Raw genomic sequence first — 21,518 nt, 5'->3', positions numbered from 1 at the left:
GGATTGACGCCGTACAATTTAAGTTGTTTGCCGGCAATATCTATATCGCCGGTGTAAGTTCCTGCCGCTACTATTAGCGTATCGCCGTTCTCGGCCGTTTCTACAGCATTTGTAAGTGCTGCGCCGCCGCCGGAAACAGAGATTGTACGTGCCGGTTTGAAACGAACAAAATATGTGTTGTTTGAATCAGCCGTAAACGTTAATGATTTTGCGATAGAAATTCTTGCGTCATTTTTGTCATACCAGCCCTTAACATAGAAGTCTAAATTGGGTACGGCCGTTAAGGTTGGAATAGTGCCGGCATAGAATCTATAAGTATAGGTTGCCGTATTTGCATCGTAAGAGATAAACTTATTCGGGTTGGCTGTAATACTACCATGAATTCCCGGATAGTTGGCATCCGGCAGTATTTTTACAGTTATCTCATACTTCATCACACCGTACGGGTAATGATAACCCATATCGACTTTGTTGGCATCGAACACGCCGTCGATTCGAGTTGTATAATCAGCCATATTTGTATCCGGCAGAACGGAAATCTTGTTAGCGTTACTACTGCCTGCATCAATACAGTTGCTGTCTTTTAACTGGTCTGTAGCCATATGGCTCAGGTAGTAGCCGGATATGAAATTCGGGTCCTCATGAATATTATTACTATTGACGTCATCCCAGCCCGTGACAGCATTCCAATGATTTATTATGCAGCCATTTTCTGTATAAACAGGCATAGATTCAAGGGTTGCCAGGTCAATCGCCTGTATAACTGCAGCCGAAGATGTACTGGCGTCCGGAGCTTCAATAAGTACGCCGCTGGTATCTTCCGCCAGGCTTTTGAAATAAGAGGTTGCGGTTGTGTTGCCGACACCGCCGCCTGTAAGTATCGAATATATATTTATATTTTTGCCGTTGGCCGCATCCGTAACAATTTTAAGTGTATAAGCGGTATTCGGTTCAGGATCGTGCGGCGGGGCGTCTCCCATAAGAATTATAATTTTCTTTACGTTATCATCAACTCGCCAATTGCCCAGTGAATTAGCGTCTATGCAGTGCATCAATGCAGAATAGACGGATTCTTCCCAGTCGGCTCCTGCGCCGAGCGTAATGGCATTTATAGCGTTCTGAACCGCTGTACGGTTCGTCGTAAACTCTATATCATCTTTAGATGTATAATCAATGCCTGGTGCTCCGTAAGGAGCTATCGGGAAGTCGCGATAATCGACAACGGCGATTCTGTAATCCGATGTATTTTGAGCGATTCTGTCCACGATATCAGCCGCCGCAGTTTTGACTGAATCGAGAACGCCGCCCATACTTCCGGTAGTATCGATAAGTATTACGACATCCAGAGCAGAGGCCGCAGTCTGGTTGGGATCCTGTATATCACTGAAAGTTATATTTACATCAGAAATCAGCGGGAAAGCCGGATCGCCGCTTCCAACGGCAATTTGCGAACCTTCATTTGCGATATTGCCCCAGAGGATGGAGTTATTCACATCTGTTGTGCTTCCGTATGAGCCATAGATACCGCCGCCGTTTGCTATGGTGAAGTCAGCCGATGTAACTCTATTTTCTGCTATTGTACAGTTCCGGACAGTTGTCGCAGCGAACCAGTTGGTTGATATACCGCCGCCGTCCCTGTTGGCTCTGTTCTTTGTTATAAGACAGTTTACGATTCGCGGATAATTTGCGCTTTCGCCGCCGATATAGATACCGCCGCCGGAACCGCTCGATGTATTTTCTGTAATGTGACAATCTTTGATGGCTGCCCGCGTTGCAAAGCTGTATAAACCGCCGCCTGCTCCGTAGACATAAGATTCCGTTGCCGCGTTCGGGTCATCTGGTTCTCCATACCATTCGGCGATATTTCGACCAATATAGCTGTCGCTGATATCTGATTTGCCGTATATCGTGAATAGACCGCCGCCGATATACGAGATGTTATCAACGATGCTGCTGTTGTCTATTTTTAGGTCTTGCAGATCTGTTGAATAGAAACCGCCTCCGACATTGGAACTGTTGCTTGAGAGATTGCAATCGGTAAGTTCTGAATATAAACCGCCGACTATCGCAAGTCCTCCGCCGTAACCGACATAGTAATTGCTGTGCAGGGTTGTGTTGTTGTCCTGTATACTGCATTTTACAAATTTCGTATAGGAACTCTCATCGCAATAGATACCGGCACCATAACTGGCGACATTAAGATTTCTGTGCGGAGGTGTCTGGACACCGTTATAACTTTCGCCTCCCTGTCCGCTGACACTGCCGTCAGTTATATTATTTTCAATTGTACAGTTTGTAAACGTGGCATTACATGCTTTTCCAACGAAAATGCCGCCGCCGTAAGCACTGTGGTTTGTCGGTTCGTCCTGCTGCGGGTCAGCGTCGGCAAGACCGCCGTAAGCGCCCATACCCATGCCTTTACCTGTATTTCCGCCGTCACCGGCCTGGCCTGCGATAGCCTGACAGTTTCTGACAGTGCAGTTTTCGAATGTCGGACTGGTACCGTCCATACATGCTATACCGGCACCATAAGCCCTGCCGGCATATCCGCCTCGTCCGCCTGCACCCGAGGTTATGCCGTCTGAGTCATTATTACCGTTACCGCCGTTACCGCCGTTGCCTCCGATGACCTGGCAATCTTCAACAAGGCAGTTTTTGATAATTGGTGAACCGTAATAAACAAGTATGCCCGCACCAAAGGCATCGCCGCCTTCTCCGCCTCTGCCGCCGTTGCGACTATCTTCATCGCCATCTGCACCATTACCGGCAGCGCCGCCGCCGGCATAAGCATTGCGTATTACGCAGTTTAAAACATTATGATTGCCGTAAACTATTAAAGCCTGACCGGCATGCGAGCCGCCATCGCCTCCGTTATCGCCGGGGTTATCGCCGTCCAAAGCCGGAACAGCAGTTGTATGCCCATTGATTATCGTCAATCCGTTCAAAGTGCATGTGCCCGAGCCTGTTCCGTAGAGTAAAATTCCTCCTCCGTTTTCGCCTGCACAATCAATTATAGTGCGCGCCACTGCACAGGGGTCATCCGGATTGGTACTGGTGATAGTTATGTCTTTGTTATATACCATAAAACCTGTTCCGACATAGTTGCCGCTGTGTATAATTATTATGTCGCCGTTTTCAGCGTCATCGATGGCCTGCTGAATATTAGTGTACGGATAAGCACCGGGAACATGAATTATGCGTCTCGGTTTAAATCTTACGAAATATGTGGCGTCCGAACTTACAGTTAAGCTATAGGATTGTGTAGTCACAAGCAGATTATCTGACTGGTCATACCATCCTTTGATATATTCATTTGCGTCAGATACAGCCGTCAATGTCAAATTCATACCTTCATAAAGCCGGTACGTATAGGTCAGGGTATTCGGGTCGTAAGAAGAATCAATCGAATTTGGTTCATTGAGGATTCGTCCGTAAACTGTCGGATTGTCTATGTCAGGAATAATTCTAACTGTTATATTGTGCTGCGGTACAGCCTGACGATAGTGGAAACCCATATCTACCATATCACTATCAAGTCCACCGTCTAACCTGTTGGTATATGTATCCATTCCAACGGCTGCGGCAAGGGCGCTTCCTGCGTCGATGCAGGCGCTGTCAATAATTTGACCTGTTACTGTATGGCTTAGATAATAGCCGGATACGAAATTCGGGTTATCGGCAATATTGGTACCGCCTTCGACGAACCATATATTGTATATATCCTGCGCAAGGCCGACTATTGAGCACCGTGTATCGTCGAGGTAAATTGGCATTGAACTGCTGCTCAAATCGATATCACTGTATGTAATTGTCAGACTTGACGGCATATCGGAGTTGTCGCTGCTTAAAGCGATTTGCGAACCATAATTACCGCTGTTGCCCCAGAGGATAGTATCTTTGACCGTTACGTTAGCCAGATAAGAGGCAAGCAGACCGCCGCCGATACCGTTGGCGTCAGTTGTAGAGTTATCTGCAATGGTGCAGTTTTGGATTGTCGGTTTAGCAAGATAAATAGCGGCGATACCGCCGCCGCCTTCAACCGCGTTGTTGTCGGTGATAAGACAGTTTTTGATTGATGGTTTCAATGTAGGCTGCGGCCACCAGTCGCCGTCAAAGCAGATACCGCCGCCGATATTGTTCGAACTATTTTCTATTACTGTAGTATCGTTAATATCTATCAGACTGGAAAGGGCATAAATACCGCCGCCTGTTCCATACACGGCGTAGCCCGAATCCTGGTTAACGCTTAACACAGTTCCTGCAGTATTTCCTTTTACAAGAGATTTTGAAATTAGACCGGTGCTTTCGAGAGTCATAACACCGCCGCCGGAATAAGAACGGTTATTTATAATATTGCTGTCTGTGATTTTTATAGCAGACCATAAGCTGTATATGCCGCCGCCGAGAGGTGCGGAGTTCTGAACGAAATTGCAATCGTTAATATTGGCGTTAGCCGCGCCCCACAAACACAAACCGCCGCCTTCGCCGGTATATTCACCGGCATAGTTGCTTATGCCGGCAACATTTATCAAACCGAGACGATTCGGGTCATTGTAATCTTCATTATAAGCGGTTATGTTGTTTTCAAACAGACATTTGCTAAAGCTGGAAATAGACCCTGTTGAACAGAATACACCTGCACCGGCGCTCGGCACACGGTAATTTTGGCGAGGCTGAGACTGCCCGCCATATGTGGCTATGCCGCCAAGGCCGCTTATGCTGCCGTAAGTTGCATTGCCGGTAAATGAACAATTAGTAAACAATGCGTTTGAATCGTCATCGCAGAATACGGCGCCTCCATTTGCGCTGAACAGTTTTGGATCGCCCTGACCTGCGGCTGTGATAGTAGTGAGACCGCCGTATCCGCCTATACGGTTTCCAGCAGGTGCGACGTTTGGAAAATCAGCGCCGCCGTTACCGCCGTTACCGCCTATTCCGCCGACCGCAGCGCAATCTTCAACCACGCAATTAACCAAAACAGCCAAAGCATGATCGCCGCAGTGAATACCTGCACCTTTAACACGTCCGGGCAAACCAGCGTCAGCGCCGTTGACATCAACCGCACCGTCTGCGCCGTTTCCGCCGTTACCTGCGATGGCTAAACAATTTCTGACTGTAACATCTGTAAGATATGCGTTGCTGGCATGACTAATATAGATACCGGCACCCATAGCGTTACCGCCGTAGCCGCCCACACCGCTTGTGCCCGGCGGGTAATATATAGCAGCCGGGTCAAAAAAGTCTTCCTGTTCGGAAAAGCCGGTCGCACCATTACCGGAGTTGCCTCCGATAGCGACGCAATTTTCAATTAAAATATTTGTAATTTTTGGGTTACCAAAGTCGACGTATATGCCTGCACCGCCGACATTTCCACCCCAGCCGCCGTTACCGCCGTTTTCGCCGCCGGCAGGAGTATTGGGGTTGTTAGGGTCTCCGCCCGGAGTACCATCGCCGGCTCTGCCGCCTAAAACGGCGCAGTCTCTTATAATACAGTTCCTTACGATATGGTCGCCGTGAATGGAAACAGCAGCTCCGTAGACAGACATACTATCTAAATTTGTGTGGTCAGATTGTGTCGGCCAGCCATGGGTACCGGGTATTGTAGATGTTACGACTGTACCGCCGCCTACTCTGGAGTTTATTATAGTAACGCCATTTAAAGTACAGGGGTTAAGCGGGTTAAGCGGGTCGCCCCAAAGATCGAAACCATAATTTGAACCGGCCCCGTCTGTGCAATCGATGATTACATTCTCGGGATGTTCAGGGTCTCCGACAATTGTTAAAATTTTGTTTATTGTAAAGCCTGTTCCGACATAAGTGCCGGGATAGATTTTTATAGTATCGCCGTTATTGGCCATATTTACAGCGTTTTGAATGCCGTAGATATCGCCCAAAACTTTTATCAATTTGCTGGTGCTGGGCTGAAATTTCACAGTAACAGTTTTATTGCCATCCATCAAAATCGAGTTTGTATTGCAATTCCATCCTGGATTTATTGCCAGGCCGGCTGTACCAGTTCCTGTCCATGTCCAGCTTTCAACTCTATTGCCGTCGGCAGGTGTTGCTACAAGCTGAACGGTTGTTCCGGCCGGATAGTAGCCTCGTTTGGGCATTAACGTGCCGTTCCCATCGGCAACGCGGGTTGTCAGTAACCATTGCTGATACTTGAATTCAACTGTTATGGTAGTGTTTGCATCAATAGTTGTTGTTAATGGATTGACCGGTCCCGGAATAATAGTATAAGTATTCGGGTCGTTCAGATTGAAATTTGCCGTGTGACCTTTAATCCACTGTTTTACGATATAGCCCGGATTTGGAAGAGCAGTTATAGTAACAGGTGTATTGTTTGGATCGGCAATGTTTTTAGGTATAAAATAAGATCCCGGGTTGTTCGGGTCGGGATAGTAATTGGGGTCAACGTTGACAATAGAACCATTCCCGCCGATGACGTAACTGGCAAGTTTGTATGTTGCCGTTGGACTGAATTCGGCGATGACTGTTTTGTCTGTGTTCAATGTGATAACAAATGTGTTATTTAATCCCGGCGTAGTATGGTATGTAGCCGGAACAAGAGGATTGTAAGTAGCAGTATTTGCGTCAATCCACCGGAGAAGTTTATAATTGCCGGCCGCTGTTGCCGTAATAAGTTTTTCAGTGTACTGCTTGTAATCCTGACCGGGAGCCGGATGATTCGGGTTTACTGTGCCGGCTGTATTCGGATCGGCTTTTGTCGTTAGTTTATACTGTAGGGTTGGTCCGCCATAAGGATAATGGAAGCCCATATCTACCTTGCTGATGTCCGGCGTATTATCAGTTCTGGTGGTAAAGGAATGTCCCGGCCCGAAAATCACGTCGGCCAGTTCCATGCCTCTATTGATGCAGTCACTGTTTGCAAGCTGTCCTGCTGAAATCTGGCTTAAATAATAGTTGCCTAAAGGACCCGTTCTGAACAGCGGGTCAGTATTTATATTTTCTGTTCCCGCGATGCCGTCCTGAACGCAGGAATATGTTGCTGCTGCCGAGCCGTATATGTCATCCACGTTATTCCACAGGATAGAATTTCTTATTACCACACTTGCGTCGGCGGAATAAATGCCGCCAAAGCCGTTATCGCCTGTGTTATTTACGATTGTGCAATTTATAATTACAGGCTGAGACAAACCATAGTTGTCTATGGCGCCGCCGTATCCGTCCGAAGTGTTATCGGCTATAAGACAGTTTGTTATTTCAGGTCTTGATTCACTGCCGCACTCTATAGCGCCGCCGTCGTAGTAGGAATAGTTATTGGTTATACGGCAATTTATGATGACAGGTGAAGCGTTAAGGCAGTCTATGGCACCGCCGAAATCTGCGTAGTTATTTTTTATGATGCAGTTATCTATTGTCGGCGAAGCTTCAAAGCATTCGATTGCACCGCCGAAGTCTGCGCTGCCGTTTATTATTGTAAAGCCCTGAACAACGGTAGCCGGGGTTTCACTGTTATCGAAAGAGAATCCGCGGCCATTCCCCTGACAGTCGATAATACAGTTTGCAGGACCGTTTTCGCTGCGAACGGTTATTAAAACTCCGTTAAAGTGAAGGTCGTATTCGTAGTAAGTACCATCTGCGACGATGACTTCGTTGCCGTCATCCAACACAGCGTCGATGGCTCCCTGGATTGTGCCGTAATCCGCGGGTACATAGACCGCTGCTGTTGAGATAGTGGTTAAGAAGAGTGTTAAAGTTAAACCGAAAATAAGTTTTGTATTCATGGTAAATTTGCTCCATCCTGACAAATTTGAGTGACCTTCGATTTTTTTTGAGTTAATCATTTTCCAATCCTGAAAAAAGTATAAACTTTAAGCGCAATATTTTTGGTATCAGGCTGAGTCGTTTCAAAAAAGTCTGTTCCGAGAATCCTGCTTCGCCCATATACCGGCAGTCCATTTTACCGGCCAAAGCGGCAGAGTGTTCCTCTTCCTTGAGCCCCAAACAGATTACAAATTTTATCAAACTTTTCAGCCTATTGCAAGACAAAAACATCATTATAACGCCTTCAGCAAGCCTTTCTGGTAAAAGAACTTCCGTTATTTATTGACAGTTACTGAAACTGCCTGTAATTTAACGTACACTTTCTGCGATATCGCAGGGTATATCGGCTTAATTTTTCCGTAATATAACTTGTTCATTTTATTGACTTTAATGGAATTACTATGATTAAGATTAACGCTAACTATCTGAAGCTGCAGTCGGGCTATCTTTTCCCGGAAATCTCGCGCAGGGTTAAAATATTTTCAGAAAAAAACCCTGATACCAACATTATCAGACTTGGAATTGGAGACGTAACAGAGCCGTTGCCTCCCGCAATTGTAGAGGCTATGCATAAAGCCGTTGACCAGATGGGCAGCAGGGAAAGTGTCAAAGGTTATGGCCCGGAACAGGGTTATGACTTTTTGATAGAGGCCATAATTGCCAATGACTATAAGAGCAGAGGTGTAACTCTCGAAAAGACAGAAGTTTTTGTAAGCGATGGCGCAAAATGCGATACCGGAAATTTTCAGGAAATTTTCGGCATCGATAATGTGATTGCCGTAACAGACCCTGTCTATCCTGTTTATGTCGATACAAACGTTATGGCCGGCAGAACCGGCAAAATCGATAAAGACGGACGGTTCGGCGGAATTGTTTATATGCCCTGCACGCCCGATAATAATTTTGTACCACAACTTCCGAAAGAGAAAGTTAACCTGATTTATCTCTGTTTTCCGAATAATCCGACCGGTGCGGTCGCCACAAAAGAACAGCTAAAAAAATGGGTCGATTACGCAAGAGACAATAAAGCGATAATTTTATTCGATGCCGCTTATGAGGCCTTTATATCCGATAATATTTTTCCTCACTCGATATACGAAATACAGGGCGCCAAAGAGGTCGCGGTTGAGTTTCGTTCTTTCAGTAAAACAGCCGGTTTTACCGGACTAAGATGCGCATTTACAGTTGTACCAAAAGAATTGAAAGCGTGGGCCTCTGACGGGAAAACTGTCCAGGTAAATCCGATATGGAACAGAAGGCATTGTACGAAATTCAATGGCGCAAGTTTTGTTTCGCAATCTGCTGCCGCGGCGGTTTATACCGACCAGGGCAAAAAACAGGTTCGCAAAATTATCGAACTTTATATGTCCAACGCCGCGCTTATCAGAAGTACGCTCGAAAAAATCGGCTACGAAGTTTATGGCGGCGTAAACGCGCCGTATGTCTGGCTCAAAACAAAAAACAAAATGACTTCGTGGGAATTTTTCGACTATCTGCTCGAAAAAGCGAACGTTGTATGCACGCCCGGCAGCGGTTTCGGCTCGGCAGGCGAAGGCTTCGTAAGATTAAGCGCATTCGGCAATCCGAACAATGTGGCTCAAGCCATGGAACGAATAAAAAAACTGTAAAGGAATACTAATGTCCGGCGAGACAACAGCATATATCGGCCTTGGCAGCAATCTTGGCGATAGGAAAAAGAATATAACCAAGGCTCTTGATGCGATTGCCGCCGATAAGCATATAAAACTTTTTCGTACAAGCGACGTGACGGAAACAAAACCGCTTGTGGATTCGGCAGGCTCACCACAGGCTGAAAAAAAACAGCGAAATTATTTCAACCTTGTTGCGGAAATTAAAACAACTTTTAAGGCCAACAAACTGCTGAAGGTTTTGAAAAAGATTGAAGCGTCTCTGGGCAGAAAAAAAACCGCGGAAAAATGGTCGAACAGGACGATTGACCTTGATATCCTGCTGTTCGGCAATAAAATCATTCACAAGAAAGACCTTATTATACCGCATCGGCAGATGCATTTGAGGTCGTTTGTCCTTAAAGGACTTTGCCAGATAGATTCGCAGGTTATTCATCCTGTGCTTAAGGAAACCGCCGCTGTTCTTTACAGCAGACTGAGCGGAAAGAATTTTTATATCGATGCCGGTAAGCCGAAACTCATTTCGGTTGCGGGCGTAATCGGCGCAGGAAAAACAACTCTTGCCGAAGGTTTGAAAAACATATTTGGTTTTAACCTGATAAAAGAAGCTTACGACAGCAATCCTTTTTTGGCGAAGGTTTACGCCGGCCAGAAATCCTTTGCTCTCGACAGCCAGTTATATTTTTTACTAAGCCGGTGCGAACAATTGAAGCGGGAAAATTTGCCCGCGGATACCGATTCCGTAAGCGACTATATAATGGAAAAGGAAATGATATACGCCCGGCTCTGGCTTGATTCGATGCAGTTCGAGATATACAGGAAAATTAATGCCGTGATGAGCAGGACAGTTGCGCAGCCTTCGATTGTGATACATCTTAAATCTTCTCCTGCAGGCTGTCTGAAGCGTATAAAGCAGCGCAGCCGTCCTTACGAGCGGGGTATCGATTTGAATTTTCTCGAAAAACTTCATACAGGATATGACAAACTTTTTGGGGAATTCGACCGCTGCCCGGTCATAACGTTAAATGCCGAGTCCGTCGATTTTCGCCAAAAACAGCAGGTCGAAGAGATTGGCGAAAAAATAAATTATTACATTGGTAAATAACCGAGCCGCGACCGTAAGAGAGCGGTAATTAAAAAATTATGAAGATTATAAAAACCATAGAACAAACAAGAAAAATTATTTCCGAGGCCAAATCTGCCGGCAAAAAAATCGGTTTTGTGCCGACAATGGGCGCCCTGCACGAAGGCCATCTTTCGCTGATAAAGGCCGCGAAAAAGCAAACCGACTTTGTTGTTGCCAGTATTTTTGTAAATCCGACGCAGTTCTGCCCCGGCGAAGACCTTGCCAAATATCCTCGTCCATTTGACGCGGATGTAAAGGCCTGTAAAGATTGCGGTGTTAATGTTGTTTTTGCGCCTTCGGCGGAAGAAATGTATCCCGAACAAAATCTTACATGGATAAACGTTGAAAAGCTCAGCGAACCTTTATGCGGCAAAAGCAGGCCCGGCCATTTCAGAGGCGTCGCGACTGTTTGTGCCAAACTTTTTAATATTGTTCAGCCGAACATTGCTTTTTTCGGACAGAAGGACGCCCAGCAGGTTCTTGTTGTCCAGCGGATGGTCACGGATTTGAATATGCCTTTGAAAATTGTTGTTTGTCCGACCTTTCGTGAAAAAGACGGCCTTGCGATGAGCAGCAGGAATAAATATCTCAATCCCGACGAAAGAAAAGATGCGGCATTATTATACGCCGCCCTGCAGGAAGCGGAAATATTTATCGCGGCAGGTGTGTGTAAAAGCAGCGAGATTATAAGCGAGATGGAGAAAATCCTTAAAATCAGCAAACGCATAAAAATTGAGTATATAAGCGTTGTTGACGCGAAAACGCTCGATGAACCTGCCGAGGTGAAAGGCAAAATCCTGATTGCGATGGCGGTAAAATTGGGCTCTACCCGGCTGATTGATAATATTGTGCTTGATGTTAAGTAATCCTTGATTAAAATATTACGGTTTCCGCAATTTTATTATTTCTGGTGATATATAATGTTGATTAAAGTATTGAAGAGCAAAATTCACAGGGCCACAGTAACCGATTCACTTATAGACTATCCGGGAAGTATCGGCATAGATTCAGCGTTGATGGATGCCATCGGCATAGTGCCTTACGAATCGGTTCTTGTCGCTGATGTTACCAACGGCAATCGGCTTGAGACTTATGTTGTGCCGGAAAAGAGCGGCTCTGGGAAAATATCCATACTCGGCGCAGCCGCCAGGCTTATGAAGAAAGGCGACATTGTCATCATAATGGGCTTTGCCTGGCTTACACCTGACGAGGCGAAAAGTCATAAGCCGAAAGTTATCGTTGCAAACGAAAAGAATGGTATTAAAGAAACCATCTGAATTTAACGTCCAGCGTTCGATGTTGTCTAAGACCCCTTTGGGGGAAGTTAAAATTTTATTTAAAGGTTTGTGTGCATCCTGAGTTATTTAGAATTCCGTTCACAGATTTAACTGTTAAAAGCTACGGTCTGCTTATGGTCTGCGGTTTTGTCGCGGCTATATTTATTATCCGCAGGCTTTCGCGCAGTATGGGGCAGAAAAATACCGAGCACATAACGACGGCGGCTTTGTATTCGCTTATCGCGGGAATAGTCGGCGCAAGGCTTTTTTATGTCGTTCATTACTGGCAGCAGTTTCGCGGCGCAAGGCTGATTGATATTTTCGCCGTCTGGAACGGCGGGCTGGAATTACTGGGCGGGGTGTTTCTTTCCATTTTCGTTATTGTTCTTTACCTCTGGACGCAGAAGCTTCCCGTTCGGCGATATCTCGACATCCTTGCGATAGGCCTTATGCTGGCTCTTGTCTTCGGCAGGATCGGCTGTTTTCTCAACGGCTGCTGTTTCGGCAAACCGACCAGTTGTCCTTTTTCAGTGCGTTTTCCTTACGGCTCGCTTGCTTATCAAAGTCAGGTTAGGCCTGATTTTTCGAGGAACAGAGAAAAACCTCATATCGAGTTGCCGGACGATTTCTTCAACATCGATAATGGTTATTATTATTTGAAACCAAAAGATTTATTGAACCCGCAGGAAAAATTTGAGGTAACGCGGGGCCCGTATCGTTGTTTACCTGTTTGGCCTACTCAGATTTTCGAATCGATTTCAGCTCTCCTCGGCTGTATCCTGCTTTATATTCATCGCAAGAGGGGCATTCGTCTGCAAAGCATCGGCAAAACAATTCCGTTTTTTTTCAGACCCGGCATTACGTTTGCATTGATGTTTATTGTTTACGGAATTATGCGGTTCTTTATTGAATTTTTGCGCGATGATAATCCGTTTCAGGCAAATGGCCTTACCATTTCGCAGAACCTGAGCATCGCGATGTTGCTTGGCGGTTTTTTGCTTATCTGGCTTTTTGGCAAAGCCAAACCCGACAAACTTATTTAGCCCTTTGGTTTATCAAATGGTTTTTTATTCCTGAATGACAAAAGGTTAAAGGATATGTTCTGGTTCAAAAAATGGCGGCGGAATCGAATTGCCAGTCGGCAGTTCCCTTCGCATTGGCTGCGAATCATCGAAAGCAATGTGCCGCTATATAACCGCCTTCCCGTCGCGGACAAGACAGAACTGCAGAAGCATATTCTTGTCTTCATCGCTGAAAAACATTTCGAAGGCTGCGGCGGACTTAAGATAACCGATGAAATAAAAGTTGTCATCGCCGCACAGGCCTGTATGCTTCTTCTTCATCGCAAAACCGATTACTATCCCGGCCTTTCTTCTGTCCTCGTTTATCCCCACGCCTTTATAGCGAATCGCGCCGAGTATTTGCCCGGCGGAGTTATCGCCGAAGGTCCGCAGGTTCTGCTTGGCGAATCTCACAGCCGCGGTTCTATTGTTCTTTCGTGGGACGATGTCAGGCACGGCGCTGCCGATGTTAACGACGGCCAGAACGTCGTATTCCACGAGTTCGCGCATCAGATTGACAGTTCCAGCGGCAGGGGCGACGACAGCGAAGTTCTTAAAAATACTTCGAGCTATATCGCATGGGCTCGCGTATTGCGAAAGGATTATGAACTGCTCAGACAGGCGGCCCAGAGGAATAATCCTGCTTTTTTAAATAAGTACGGCGCGATTGACCCGGCCGAATTTTTCGCCGTTGCTACGGAATTCTTTTTTGAAAAACCCACAGAACTGAAACAGGTTCATCCGGATTTATATAATGAACTGAAAAAATTTTATCATCAGGACCTCGGCTCGTTTTAATGAGCCAGGGTCCTAAAATAAAATCTTTGCGGAATGGGGGAAATTGCAAATATTATGCAATATAAGAAGATTATAAACCGTCTATATTTATGAAAAAACGAGAAATGGCCAGCCCTGAAAAAATTGAAGACATCGTTTTGCTCGCTCGTAAGGGCGATAAACAGGCTTTTTCCCGACTGGTGGATATTTATTCAACTCGTTTATTCAGCTATCTTTACAGATTAACGTACAACCGTGATGATGCCAGCGAATTGCTTGGCGAGCTCTTTTTAAAAATGGTTGAGAAAATCGGCTCCTGCCGGCCGGAAACATTCGAACCCTGGCTTTTCAGGATGGCTTCTAACCTGTTTACCGACTATTTACGGTCTAAAAAACGCCGTGAAAAGATGCTTTCTCGTATTGAAGAACAGGCCGAACCTGAAACGCAACTGTCTAATAAAAATGATGTTATGACAGATAAATTAACCCGGCAATTGCAAAGGCTCGAGCCCGAAACAGCCGAAATAATCGTTATGCGTTATTATTCGCAGTTAAGCTTTGAAGAAATGGCTCAAATGCGAAATGAGCCGATTGGCACTGTACTCTCGAAAGTTCATCGCGGCCTTAAAAAGCTGCGGCAGTTAATGGAAGAATCCGATGGCTGAAAATAAAAAAGAAAATATCGATGTTCTGCTGTCGAAATTCTACTCAGCCGGCGAGGTTGAGCGGATAAAAATTGATATTGCCGAAACCGACCGGCTGTTTGAAAAATTCCTGGCTCCGAAAATTTCGCAGGAAACTGTCGACAGGATTAAATTGCAAATCAGCCGAAAACAAAAACGCATCGCGTTTTTGACTATTTTTGTCAAGACGGCAGCGGTGGCGGCGGTAGTTATTATTGGCGCCGTACTTCTGCTTCAGGACACAGGCGGGAAAAAGCCCGCTGACAATTATGCTCAAAACGGCTATCAGGCGTCTCTGTCGCAGGTTGACAGCAGTATAGCCGCCCTGGAAAAAGAAATTGAACTGCTCAGAGGCGAACTTTTCGCCGTTCGTCTGAATGAAGATGACGGCACGAATGGAAGACTTGCCGAGCAGGTCGGAAATGTTGAAACTGAAATAATAGATACTGAAAACTTTTTTTGGAAAGGATGAAAAAAATGAAAACGACAGTAAAAATAATTTTATTGTCCCTGCCTGTTATTCTTCTGACTGTCTGCACGTTACAGGCTGAGGAGCCTGCCGCTGTGCCTCAGGTCGCATCGCCGAATGAGACGGCAGTCGCACCGGAACCTGCAGCACAAAGAGTTATGCGCGGCGAAGAATACTTTAACGACATCCTTGAAAAAATCAAAAGCGATAACCCGGAAGAAGGGGCAAGACTTGAAAAGCTCCGCGATGAAAACCCGAAACTTTTCCGTATGGAAATCAGAAAATCCGCACGGGATTATATGGCAAAGCAAGCCGGTTTTGAATCGAACCAGCCTCGTCGTCAGGGGCCTATGGGCGGAGAACAGCCTATGGATATGAGAGACGACAGGGAGTCAATGCAGGGCATGATGGGCAGAGAGAAGGTTCGTGAGCATATGCAGGCCAGGGAAAACGAAATGACGGCCTGGCTCGAGAAAAACGAACCTGAAAAAGCAAAGGAACTGGCGGCATTGAAGGAAACAGACCCTAAGGGCTATATGAGAAGAATGATGCTGGAAATGAAAAATTACCGCCAGATTATCGATGCCGAACAGGCTAATCCCGCTCTCGCCGAGGTGCTCAGGAAGGACCTTGTTCTGAAACAGAAACGGAATGAATTGCTCGAACAGCTTAAAGGCACAACGGATGAAGCGAAGAAAAAAGAACTGACCGAGCAATTAAGAACTGTACTTGGGGAAAGATTCGACCTGATTGTTCAGAAGAAACAGCTTAGGTATGAAGAGCTCAAAAAGAAACTCGAAGAACTCCAGCAGGCCGTAAACAAGAGCCAGGCCGAGCTTGAAACCATAAAAAGTAAAAAGGCCGAACAAATTGAAAAACATCTGCAGGAACTGCAGAGTCAGTCGGAAAGCATCGACTGGAACTGAAAAATTTGAAAGCATCCAGCGAAAAGCCCCTTAAACTTAAGGGGCTTTTTTTATGAAATTAGAAAACTAAATATTGCACCATTTTCTGAGCTACCTGGTATTGCCGTGTTTATTAAGAATAGCTACAATTTTCAATTTACCGAGCTGCATTGCCATATTAAGCGGAGTGCCGTAATTGATGCATTTTTTATTTGTATCAGCGCCTTTATCAAGCAACATCCTGACAAGTTCAACATTTCCTCTTTCTATGGCCGTATGAAGCGGCGTTTTTTGCGAATACCATTCGCTGACATTTATATTCGCCCCTTTATCTATTAGCAGCATCGCTATATTGGCATCCTTAACATCGTATTCCAGTGATTCTTCGAGCGGATATCTTCCATTTCCATTTTTAATGTTAACATCTGCCCCTGCATCGAGAAACATTTTAACAATTTCGATATCATCGGTTTTAATAGCCTTTTCCAATGAAGTTTCATATAAACCTGAATTGGCAAGGCAGGGGCTTCTTTTTAAAAATTCTGAAATCTTTTCACAATTTTTATCTTTTATCGCTTTTGTCAAATCTGATAAATTAATTCCTCCATTTAAAATTAGTATCTGTTTCATTGCTTCTGATTTTGCATAATGTAATGGTGTTTCGCCAAGAGAATTTGTGCGATTAGTATCTGCTCCCTTTGATATGAGAAATTGAACTATATCATTGTTGTCAGATTTTACTGCAAAATGAAGAGGTGTATAGGCTGGATAATTGTTTTGATAATTTATATTGGCTCCATTATTCAGCAGAACTTCAACTGCTTCTTTATGCCTCTTTGATATCGCAAAACCAAGAGCCGTACATTCGTCCTCATCGGATTCAAGATTTATATCCGCGCCGTTTTTAACAAGAATTTCTATAATTTCTTTTTCACCTTTTTCCGCTGCATGATGAATTGGCGCCATACCATCTTTATCGGCAAGATTTAATTGTGCTCCTTTTTCTATCAGCAACTTTACCTTTTCAACTTTACCTTTACGCACTGCTGCAATAATTGGTGTTGTCCTCGAATCTTCCATAGAATTTACAAAATTAGGATGTTCATTCAGAATTTGTTGTAATTGTTCGATTGTTCCATATTTTATAGCATCGAAGATTTTCATAATTTCATTGCGCGACGCTCCGCCTTTCTCCTCGATTAATTTTGCAATTTCGATATATCCATTTTTCCGTGCATAATCCAATGGATTACGAGTTACTTCTAAGTTTACTTCCGCTCCTTTATTTATTAGTAGTTCTGTAACTTTCAAATGACCATTTTCAAGAGCTAAAACGAGAGGTGTTTCGTCTGAATCATTAAACCTATTGATATCTGCCCCACGCGCAATAAGATATTCCACAATTTCCCTGTTTCCGTTTTTGGCCGCAAGATGAAGTGGTGTAGAATGATTCATCCCTTCTGCTTCCATTTGAGCCCCGTGCTCCACCAAAACCCTTACTGCCGTTGAATCACCCGCTTCCACCGCCTTCCAGAGAGGTTCATATTTGTTTACATCGGCTCCCATCTCAATTAAAAGTTCGAACGTATTGGCATCAGCATGCAGCTTAATGGCCTGCTCCCATGGTGAACTATAAAATTGTCCCCAATATTTTTCTTTAACAAAGTAATCTTTCAACTTTGCCTTATCCCCCTTTCTAACTGCATTCAAAAAATCCTCTTCTTCGGAAACTTTAGTCTGTTTTGCAGCTTGACTTTTATTTATTTCCCCCTGTTTCCATTTCTCTGCGTCCTCTTTTGAAGATGCGGTTAGTATTCTGATATCATTTGTATTACGAAATCCCGACCATCCTCCCCATACTGCCAGTTTTTCCCCATTTGGTGAGAATTTTGCTTTATAGCTTTCCAGTACTCCGTTCTGCTGACCTATACTAAAAAGCTCTTTGCCGAAATCTGCATCCCAGATTTTAATCGTTCCATCGATTGACCCGGTAACAATTCTTTTGCCGTCCGGACTGTATGAAACACTTTCAACACTGCCTGAATGACCTTTCAAAATGTTTTTTACTTTGCCCATTTCCATATCCCATATTTTAATTTCACTGTCTCCATTTACAGAATCTCCTGAACATGTAGCTATATATTTTCCATCAGGACTAATCGACAAATCAGTTACAATCGAAGTTTGGTCTCCAAAAATTGACAATTCGCTGCCTGTTTGCACATCTAAAACTCTTAAAGTTTTGTTTGATTTAAAGGAAAAATTAATACCCGCTATTATTTTTTTGCTGTCAGGACTAAATACAAGAGAATATATGTCATACTCAAAATTTGTCATACTGTTTCTCTTATTCGGCAATGTATTCTCTTGATCACTCTTAAATGAAATGGAATGTAGAATTTTGTCATTTTTGATGTCCCATATTTCTATCATACCTGCGTTATCATATTCAGTTCTTGATTCAAAAGCTATATACCTGCCATCGGGACTCCACGAAATTTCTTCAGAGGCATCATATGAAACTTTTCCGTGAGCTTCTTTTTTCTTCAATATAGTCCCATTTAAGTCAGTAACTATTATCTCTTTTCTATTTGAAATCGCGATTTGTTCATCAATTGGATTTAAACAGAAACTGCGTATTCGATCTGTAGGTACTTTTATTTGTTTAATCTCTTTTGAAGTCTCGATATCCCACACTCTTATCATAGGTTCGGACGGAAGAGAACTCGCTATTGGTCCTTTTTCATAATTTATAGCTTCTTTCGTGCATGAATCAGAAGAATATAATAATTTCCCGTCTTTGCTGAAATGAACGCACTCCACAGGAAACTTTCGGCCGGGCAAAATTTTTAATGCGCCGCCTAAATACGATTGTTCTTCAAGAAGTCCCCAAGATGAATTTGGAGAAACTCTTGGTGTGATGTTTATACTTGTGCCTTCTTCGTTAGATTCTTTGTGCCAAAAACCGGCATTAGTCGATACATTCCACAAGTAATACCATTCCCAGCCTCTCAACTCTTCCGAACACGAGAGAAGTGTCTCCCTTGTCTTATCAATGGCAAGGTCGTTGAAAAGTTTATATGCTTGAAGAATTTGATTGGCGTAGGCCTCTTTTTTATAAGCCTTTTCCCAATTGATAGCTTCTTTTGGGGATTCAGCTTTAGCAATTTTATTTTGGTTTGGTTCGACAACAGCAAAACAACCGGTTGTAATAATAGATATGCACAATACAAATACGATTTGTTTCATAATAACTCCTTTTATCTTTGTGTTATTATTTCCAACATAGTCCTGCCATTAAAAAACTTCTACTCAGTAATGGCAGGAACGAACATTGCTGCGGCAACCGTTCTGCACAGCCGGCAGCAGCAATTTTTTGACTGTGGATTAAATTATATCCTTACCTTTTTTTAACTCAACCAAAAATGTCTTTATCGTCCATTTTATATTGAAAAATTTGAGTGTTTGAAATTTAAGGCTTGTCTGCTTTTTAACCTGCCATTAATGGACAGACAGGTCTGCAATTAAAAGAATACCGAAATATGTGTTGAAAATGAGAAAATTAGGCAGAATTTTTATAACTTGCTCTTCATCTGTTCCAGTTTTGTCGCTTCTTCGAGCGTCTTTTTTTCTTTCTTCGTCAGGCTTGTAATGCCCTGTTCGTTGACCTTAACCAGAATTCGGTCGACCTCTCTCTGGAGTTCGCTGTAAGCCCTGAATTTTTTTTCCCAGTCGTTGGATGGCGATGCAGGTTTATATTTGTTTTTGAATTTCGGCCAGAGATATACATATCCTGCCCCGGCGGCCATACCTGCAAGATGAGCTACATCGCCTCCGGCATTTGATGAGCCGATAAATATATTTGCGATGTAGAAGAACGTCAGAATCACCGCAGCTATGCGAATCGGCACAGGAAAGAAAAGCAGAAACACTACAAACTGCGGAAAGAGTATCGCGCAGGCGGCAAGCATTCCGAGTATCGAACCGGAAGCGCCTATCAGAAAACCGGCCCGAACTGCGCCGAAATTTGCCAGCATCAGGTAAAACACGCCGCCTGCTATACCGCAGAGCAGATAGAAAGTAAGGAATTTTTTACTCTGCCAGAACCGTTCAAGGGTTGGACCTAAAAAATACAGGCCTACCATATTCCAAATTAAATGCCAGGGATTCGTCAGGTCGTGCAGAAACTGATAACCTACCAGCCGCCAAAGCTGCAGCGAGCGGAAAGTACTTGTCGCATCGACGCTGAGCCAGTCGTAAATGAACCAGCCCAAAGGTTTTATGATAATGCTCAGCAGATATATACTGACATTCAATATCAAAAGCCACTTAACAACCGGCGTCAGTTGCGGCAGTCTGAATTGCATTTGCGGCCGGGCCGTATTATTCTCATAGTCCGGCCGGTAATAGTCCCTGTCATAAACGCTCATATATTATCCAAAAATCATTGTCTTATAGATTAGTCTCTTATAATATCGGAAAGACTTTAGTGTTTGCAATTAGAAAAAATCAATTTATAGCCACAAAGGCACAAAGACACGAAGTTTTTTAATAATATCAAATTTTCTTTGTGCCCTGGTGTCCTGGCGGCTATATTTTTTCTTATGGCTGATTTTGATTTTATTAAAAACGAACTTAACGAGCTTAAACAAAAGGGTTTGCTCCGGGTCTCGGTCTGTATTGATTCTGCCTGCGATACCGTAATACGTATCGGAGATGCCGAAAAAGTGCTGTTTTGCAGCAATAACTACCTTAATCTTGCGTCAAATCCGCAGATTATCGCCGCCGCCAAAGAGGCGATGGACAAATTCGGCTATGGCTCGGCCTCTTCAAGGCTCATCAGCGGCACAATTGCCCCTCACGTTGAACTCGAAAACAAATTGGCCCAAATGTTCGGCAAACAGGCCGCTCTTGTTTTTCCTTCCGGCTATATGACAAACTTTGCCGTTTTGCAGACTATTCCGCAAAACGGCGACCTGATTCTGCTCGACAAACTCGACCACGCCTCGATTATCGATGCCGCAAAGGGTTCGGAAGCGGAATTTAGAACCTATCACAGGGCGCAGTCCGCCTCGCCTCGTGTCGAAGCAGGCAGGATTGAAAAATTTCTCGCCTCGCCCGAATACAACCGCAAATTCATTGTTACAGAGAGTGTTTTTTCGATGGATGGTGATTTTGCGGATTTAAAGAAACTTGTCGAGCTGAAGAAAAAATATAACGCGTATTTAATTGTCGATGAAGCTCACGCCTTCGGCTGTATGGGCGAAAGTGGGGCGGGCCTTGCCGAGGAACTCGGCCTGCTGAATGAAATTGATATTGTTGTCGCGACTCTCAGCAAATCCGCCGGCTGCAGCGGAGGTTTCGTTGCGGCAGATAAATGCGTAATTGATTATCTGGTCAATAAGGCAAGGCCGTTCATTTATACGACCGCGCCGCCTGTCGCCAATTCCGCCGCTGCGATTTGCGCAGTTGAAATAATCAAAAACGCAAAGGATAGAAGGGAAAAACTGAAACAGAATTCAGATTACCTCAGAGATAAACTGAAAAGTCTCGGTCTTGATACCGCCGCAAGCGGCAGTCATATAATTCCTGTAATTATCGGCGACAATGAAAAGACGCTTGAAATTTCAAAACAGCTTTTTGAAAAGGGATTTTTTGTCGTTGCGATTCGCCCGCCGACCGTTGCCCCCGGCACGGCAAGATTGAGAATATCGGCTCAATTCGGCCATACGAAAGAGCAAATTGATTCGCTCTGTAAATGTCTGAGCGAAATAGTATAG

13 protein-coding genes are annotated in these 21,518 nt (G+C 44.3%); 10 read left to right on the top strand and 3 right to left on the bottom strand.

Translation table 11 applies throughout. The features are described 5' to 3' along the window. On the bottom strand, positions 1-7,811 hold a 7,811-nt coding region (locus WC496_11215; protein MFA5293590.1), incomplete at its 3' end, for a right-handed parallel beta-helix repeat-containing protein. A 381-nt stretch (positions 7,812-8,192) separates the two neighbouring features. Here WC496_11215 and WC496_11210 point away from each other — a divergent pair. The 9 genes from WC496_11210 to WC496_11170 all read left to right on the top strand — a co-directional run bounded on the left by WC496_11210 (position 8,193) and on the right by WC496_11170 (position 15,759). After that, positions 8,193-9,419, top strand: coding sequence for an LL-diaminopimelate aminotransferase (locus WC496_11210; protein ID MFA5293589.1), 1,227 nt, complete (start codon positions 8,193-8,195; stop codon positions 9,417-9,419). Between the two features lie 10 nt (positions 9,420-9,429). Continuing rightward, positions 9,430-10,545, top strand: a complete 1,116-nt coding sequence (folK, locus tag WC496_11205) for a 2-amino-4-hydroxy-6-hydroxymethyldihydropteridine diphosphokinase (protein MFA5293588.1) — start codon at positions 9,430-9,432, stop codon at positions 10,543-10,545. Between the two features lie 38 nt (positions 10,546-10,583). Beyond that, a complete protein-coding gene (gene panC, locus WC496_11200) occupies positions 10,584-11,432 on the top strand; it encodes a pantoate--beta-alanine ligase (protein MFA5293587.1) in 849 nt (282 codons plus the stop codon). 54 nt (positions 11,433-11,486) lie between these two features. Continuing rightward, a complete protein-coding gene (gene panD, locus WC496_11195) occupies positions 11,487-11,843 on the top strand; it encodes an aspartate 1-decarboxylase (GenBank protein MFA5293586.1) in 357 nt (118 codons plus the stop codon). 71 nt (positions 11,844-11,914) lie between these two features. Continuing rightward, positions 11,915-12,886 carry a prolipoprotein diacylglyceryl transferase gene (locus tag WC496_11190; GenBank protein MFA5293585.1) on the top strand — a complete coding sequence of 324 codons (972 nt, stop codon included), beginning with the start codon at positions 11,915-11,917 and terminating at the stop codon, positions 12,884-12,886. Between the two features lie 54 nt (positions 12,887-12,940). After that, positions 12,941-13,702 (top strand): M90 family metallopeptidase, encoded by a 762-nt coding sequence (locus WC496_11185; GenBank protein MFA5293584.1) that lies wholly within the window; start codon positions 12,941-12,943, stop codon positions 13,700-13,702. A gap of 89 nt (positions 13,703-13,791) precedes the next feature. Then, positions 13,792-14,346 carry a sigma-70 family RNA polymerase sigma factor gene (locus tag WC496_11180; protein MFA5293583.1) on the top strand — a complete coding sequence of 185 codons (555 nt, stop codon included), beginning with the start codon at positions 13,792-13,794 and terminating at the stop codon, positions 14,344-14,346. After that, positions 14,339-14,836, top strand: a complete 498-nt coding sequence (locus tag WC496_11175) for a hypothetical protein (protein ID MFA5293582.1) — start codon at positions 14,339-14,341, stop codon at positions 14,834-14,836. The genes WC496_11180 and WC496_11175 overlap by 8 nt, the downstream gene beginning before the upstream one ends. Before the next feature lie 5 nt (positions 14,837-14,841). Continuing rightward, entirely contained in the window at positions 14,842-15,759 is a 918-nt protein-coding gene (locus tag WC496_11170; protein ID MFA5293581.1) for a hypothetical protein, read from the top strand. Positions 15,760-15,849: 90 nt separating this feature from the next. Here WC496_11170 and WC496_11165 read toward each other — a convergent pair whose 3' ends face one another. Next, the gene (locus tag WC496_11165; protein ID MFA5293580.1) at positions 15,850-18,987 is read right to left on the bottom strand and encodes an ankyrin repeat domain-containing protein; all 3,138 of its coding nucleotides are present in this window, start codon (positions 18,985-18,987) and stop codon (positions 15,850-15,852) included. 326 nt (positions 18,988-19,313) lie between these two features. Then, complete coding sequence (locus tag WC496_11160) at positions 19,314-20,168, bottom strand: rhomboid family intramembrane serine protease (protein MFA5293579.1); 855 nt, start codon at positions 20,166-20,168, stop codon at positions 19,314-19,316. Positions 20,169-20,342: 174 nt separating this feature from the next. Here WC496_11160 and WC496_11155 point away from each other — a divergent pair, with 174 nt between their 5' ends. Further along, on the top strand, positions 20,343-21,518 hold the full coding sequence (locus tag WC496_11155) for an 8-amino-7-oxononanoate synthase (GenBank protein ID MFA5293578.1): 1,176 nt from the start codon (positions 20,343-20,345) through the stop codon (positions 21,516-21,518).

The organism is Phycisphaerae bacterium (assembly GCA_041652575.1).
Classification (GTDB): domain Bacteria; phylum Planctomycetota; class Phycisphaerae; order Sedimentisphaerales; family UBA12454; genus UBA12454.
This window is presented reverse-complemented; position numbering and strand designations above follow the sequence as displayed.

Excerpts from the sequence above, each read along its gene's own strand:
- WC496_11210 (MFA5293589.1), top strand. The coding sequence starts at position 8,193 with ATGATTAAGATTAACGCTAACTATCTGAAGCTGCAGTCGGGCTATCTT.
- folK (MFA5293588.1), top strand. The coding sequence starts at position 9,430 with ATGTCCGGCGAGACAACAGCATATATCGGCCTTGGCAGCAATCTTGGC.
- panC (MFA5293587.1), top strand. The coding sequence starts at position 10,584 with ATGAAGATTATAAAAACCATAGAACAAACAAGAAAAATTATTTCCGAG.
- panD (MFA5293586.1), top strand. The coding sequence starts at position 11,487 with ATGTTGATTAAAGTATTGAAGAGCAAAATTCACAGGGCCACAGTAACC.
- WC496_11185 (MFA5293584.1), top strand. The coding sequence starts at position 12,941 with ATGTTCTGGTTCAAAAAATGGCGGCGGAATCGAATTGCCAGTCGGCAG.
- WC496_11180 (MFA5293583.1), top strand. The coding sequence starts at position 13,792 with ATGAAAAAACGAGAAATGGCCAGCCCTGAAAAAATTGAAGACATCGTT.
- WC496_11175 (MFA5293582.1), top strand. The coding sequence starts at position 14,339 with ATGGCTGAAAATAAAAAAGAAAATATCGATGTTCTGCTGTCGAAATTC.
- WC496_11170 (MFA5293581.1), top strand. The coding sequence starts at position 14,842 with ATGAAAACGACAGTAAAAATAATTTTATTGTCCCTGCCTGTTATTCTT.
- WC496_11165 (MFA5293580.1), bottom strand. The coding sequence starts at position 18,987 with ATGAAACAAATCGTATTTGTATTGTGCATATCTATTATTACAACCGGT.
- WC496_11160 (MFA5293579.1), bottom strand. The coding sequence starts at position 20,168 with ATGAGCGTTTATGACAGGGACTATTACCGGCCGGACTATGAGAATAAT.
- WC496_11155 (MFA5293578.1), top strand. The coding sequence starts at position 20,343 with ATGGCTGATTTTGATTTTATTAAAAACGAACTTAACGAGCTTAAACAA.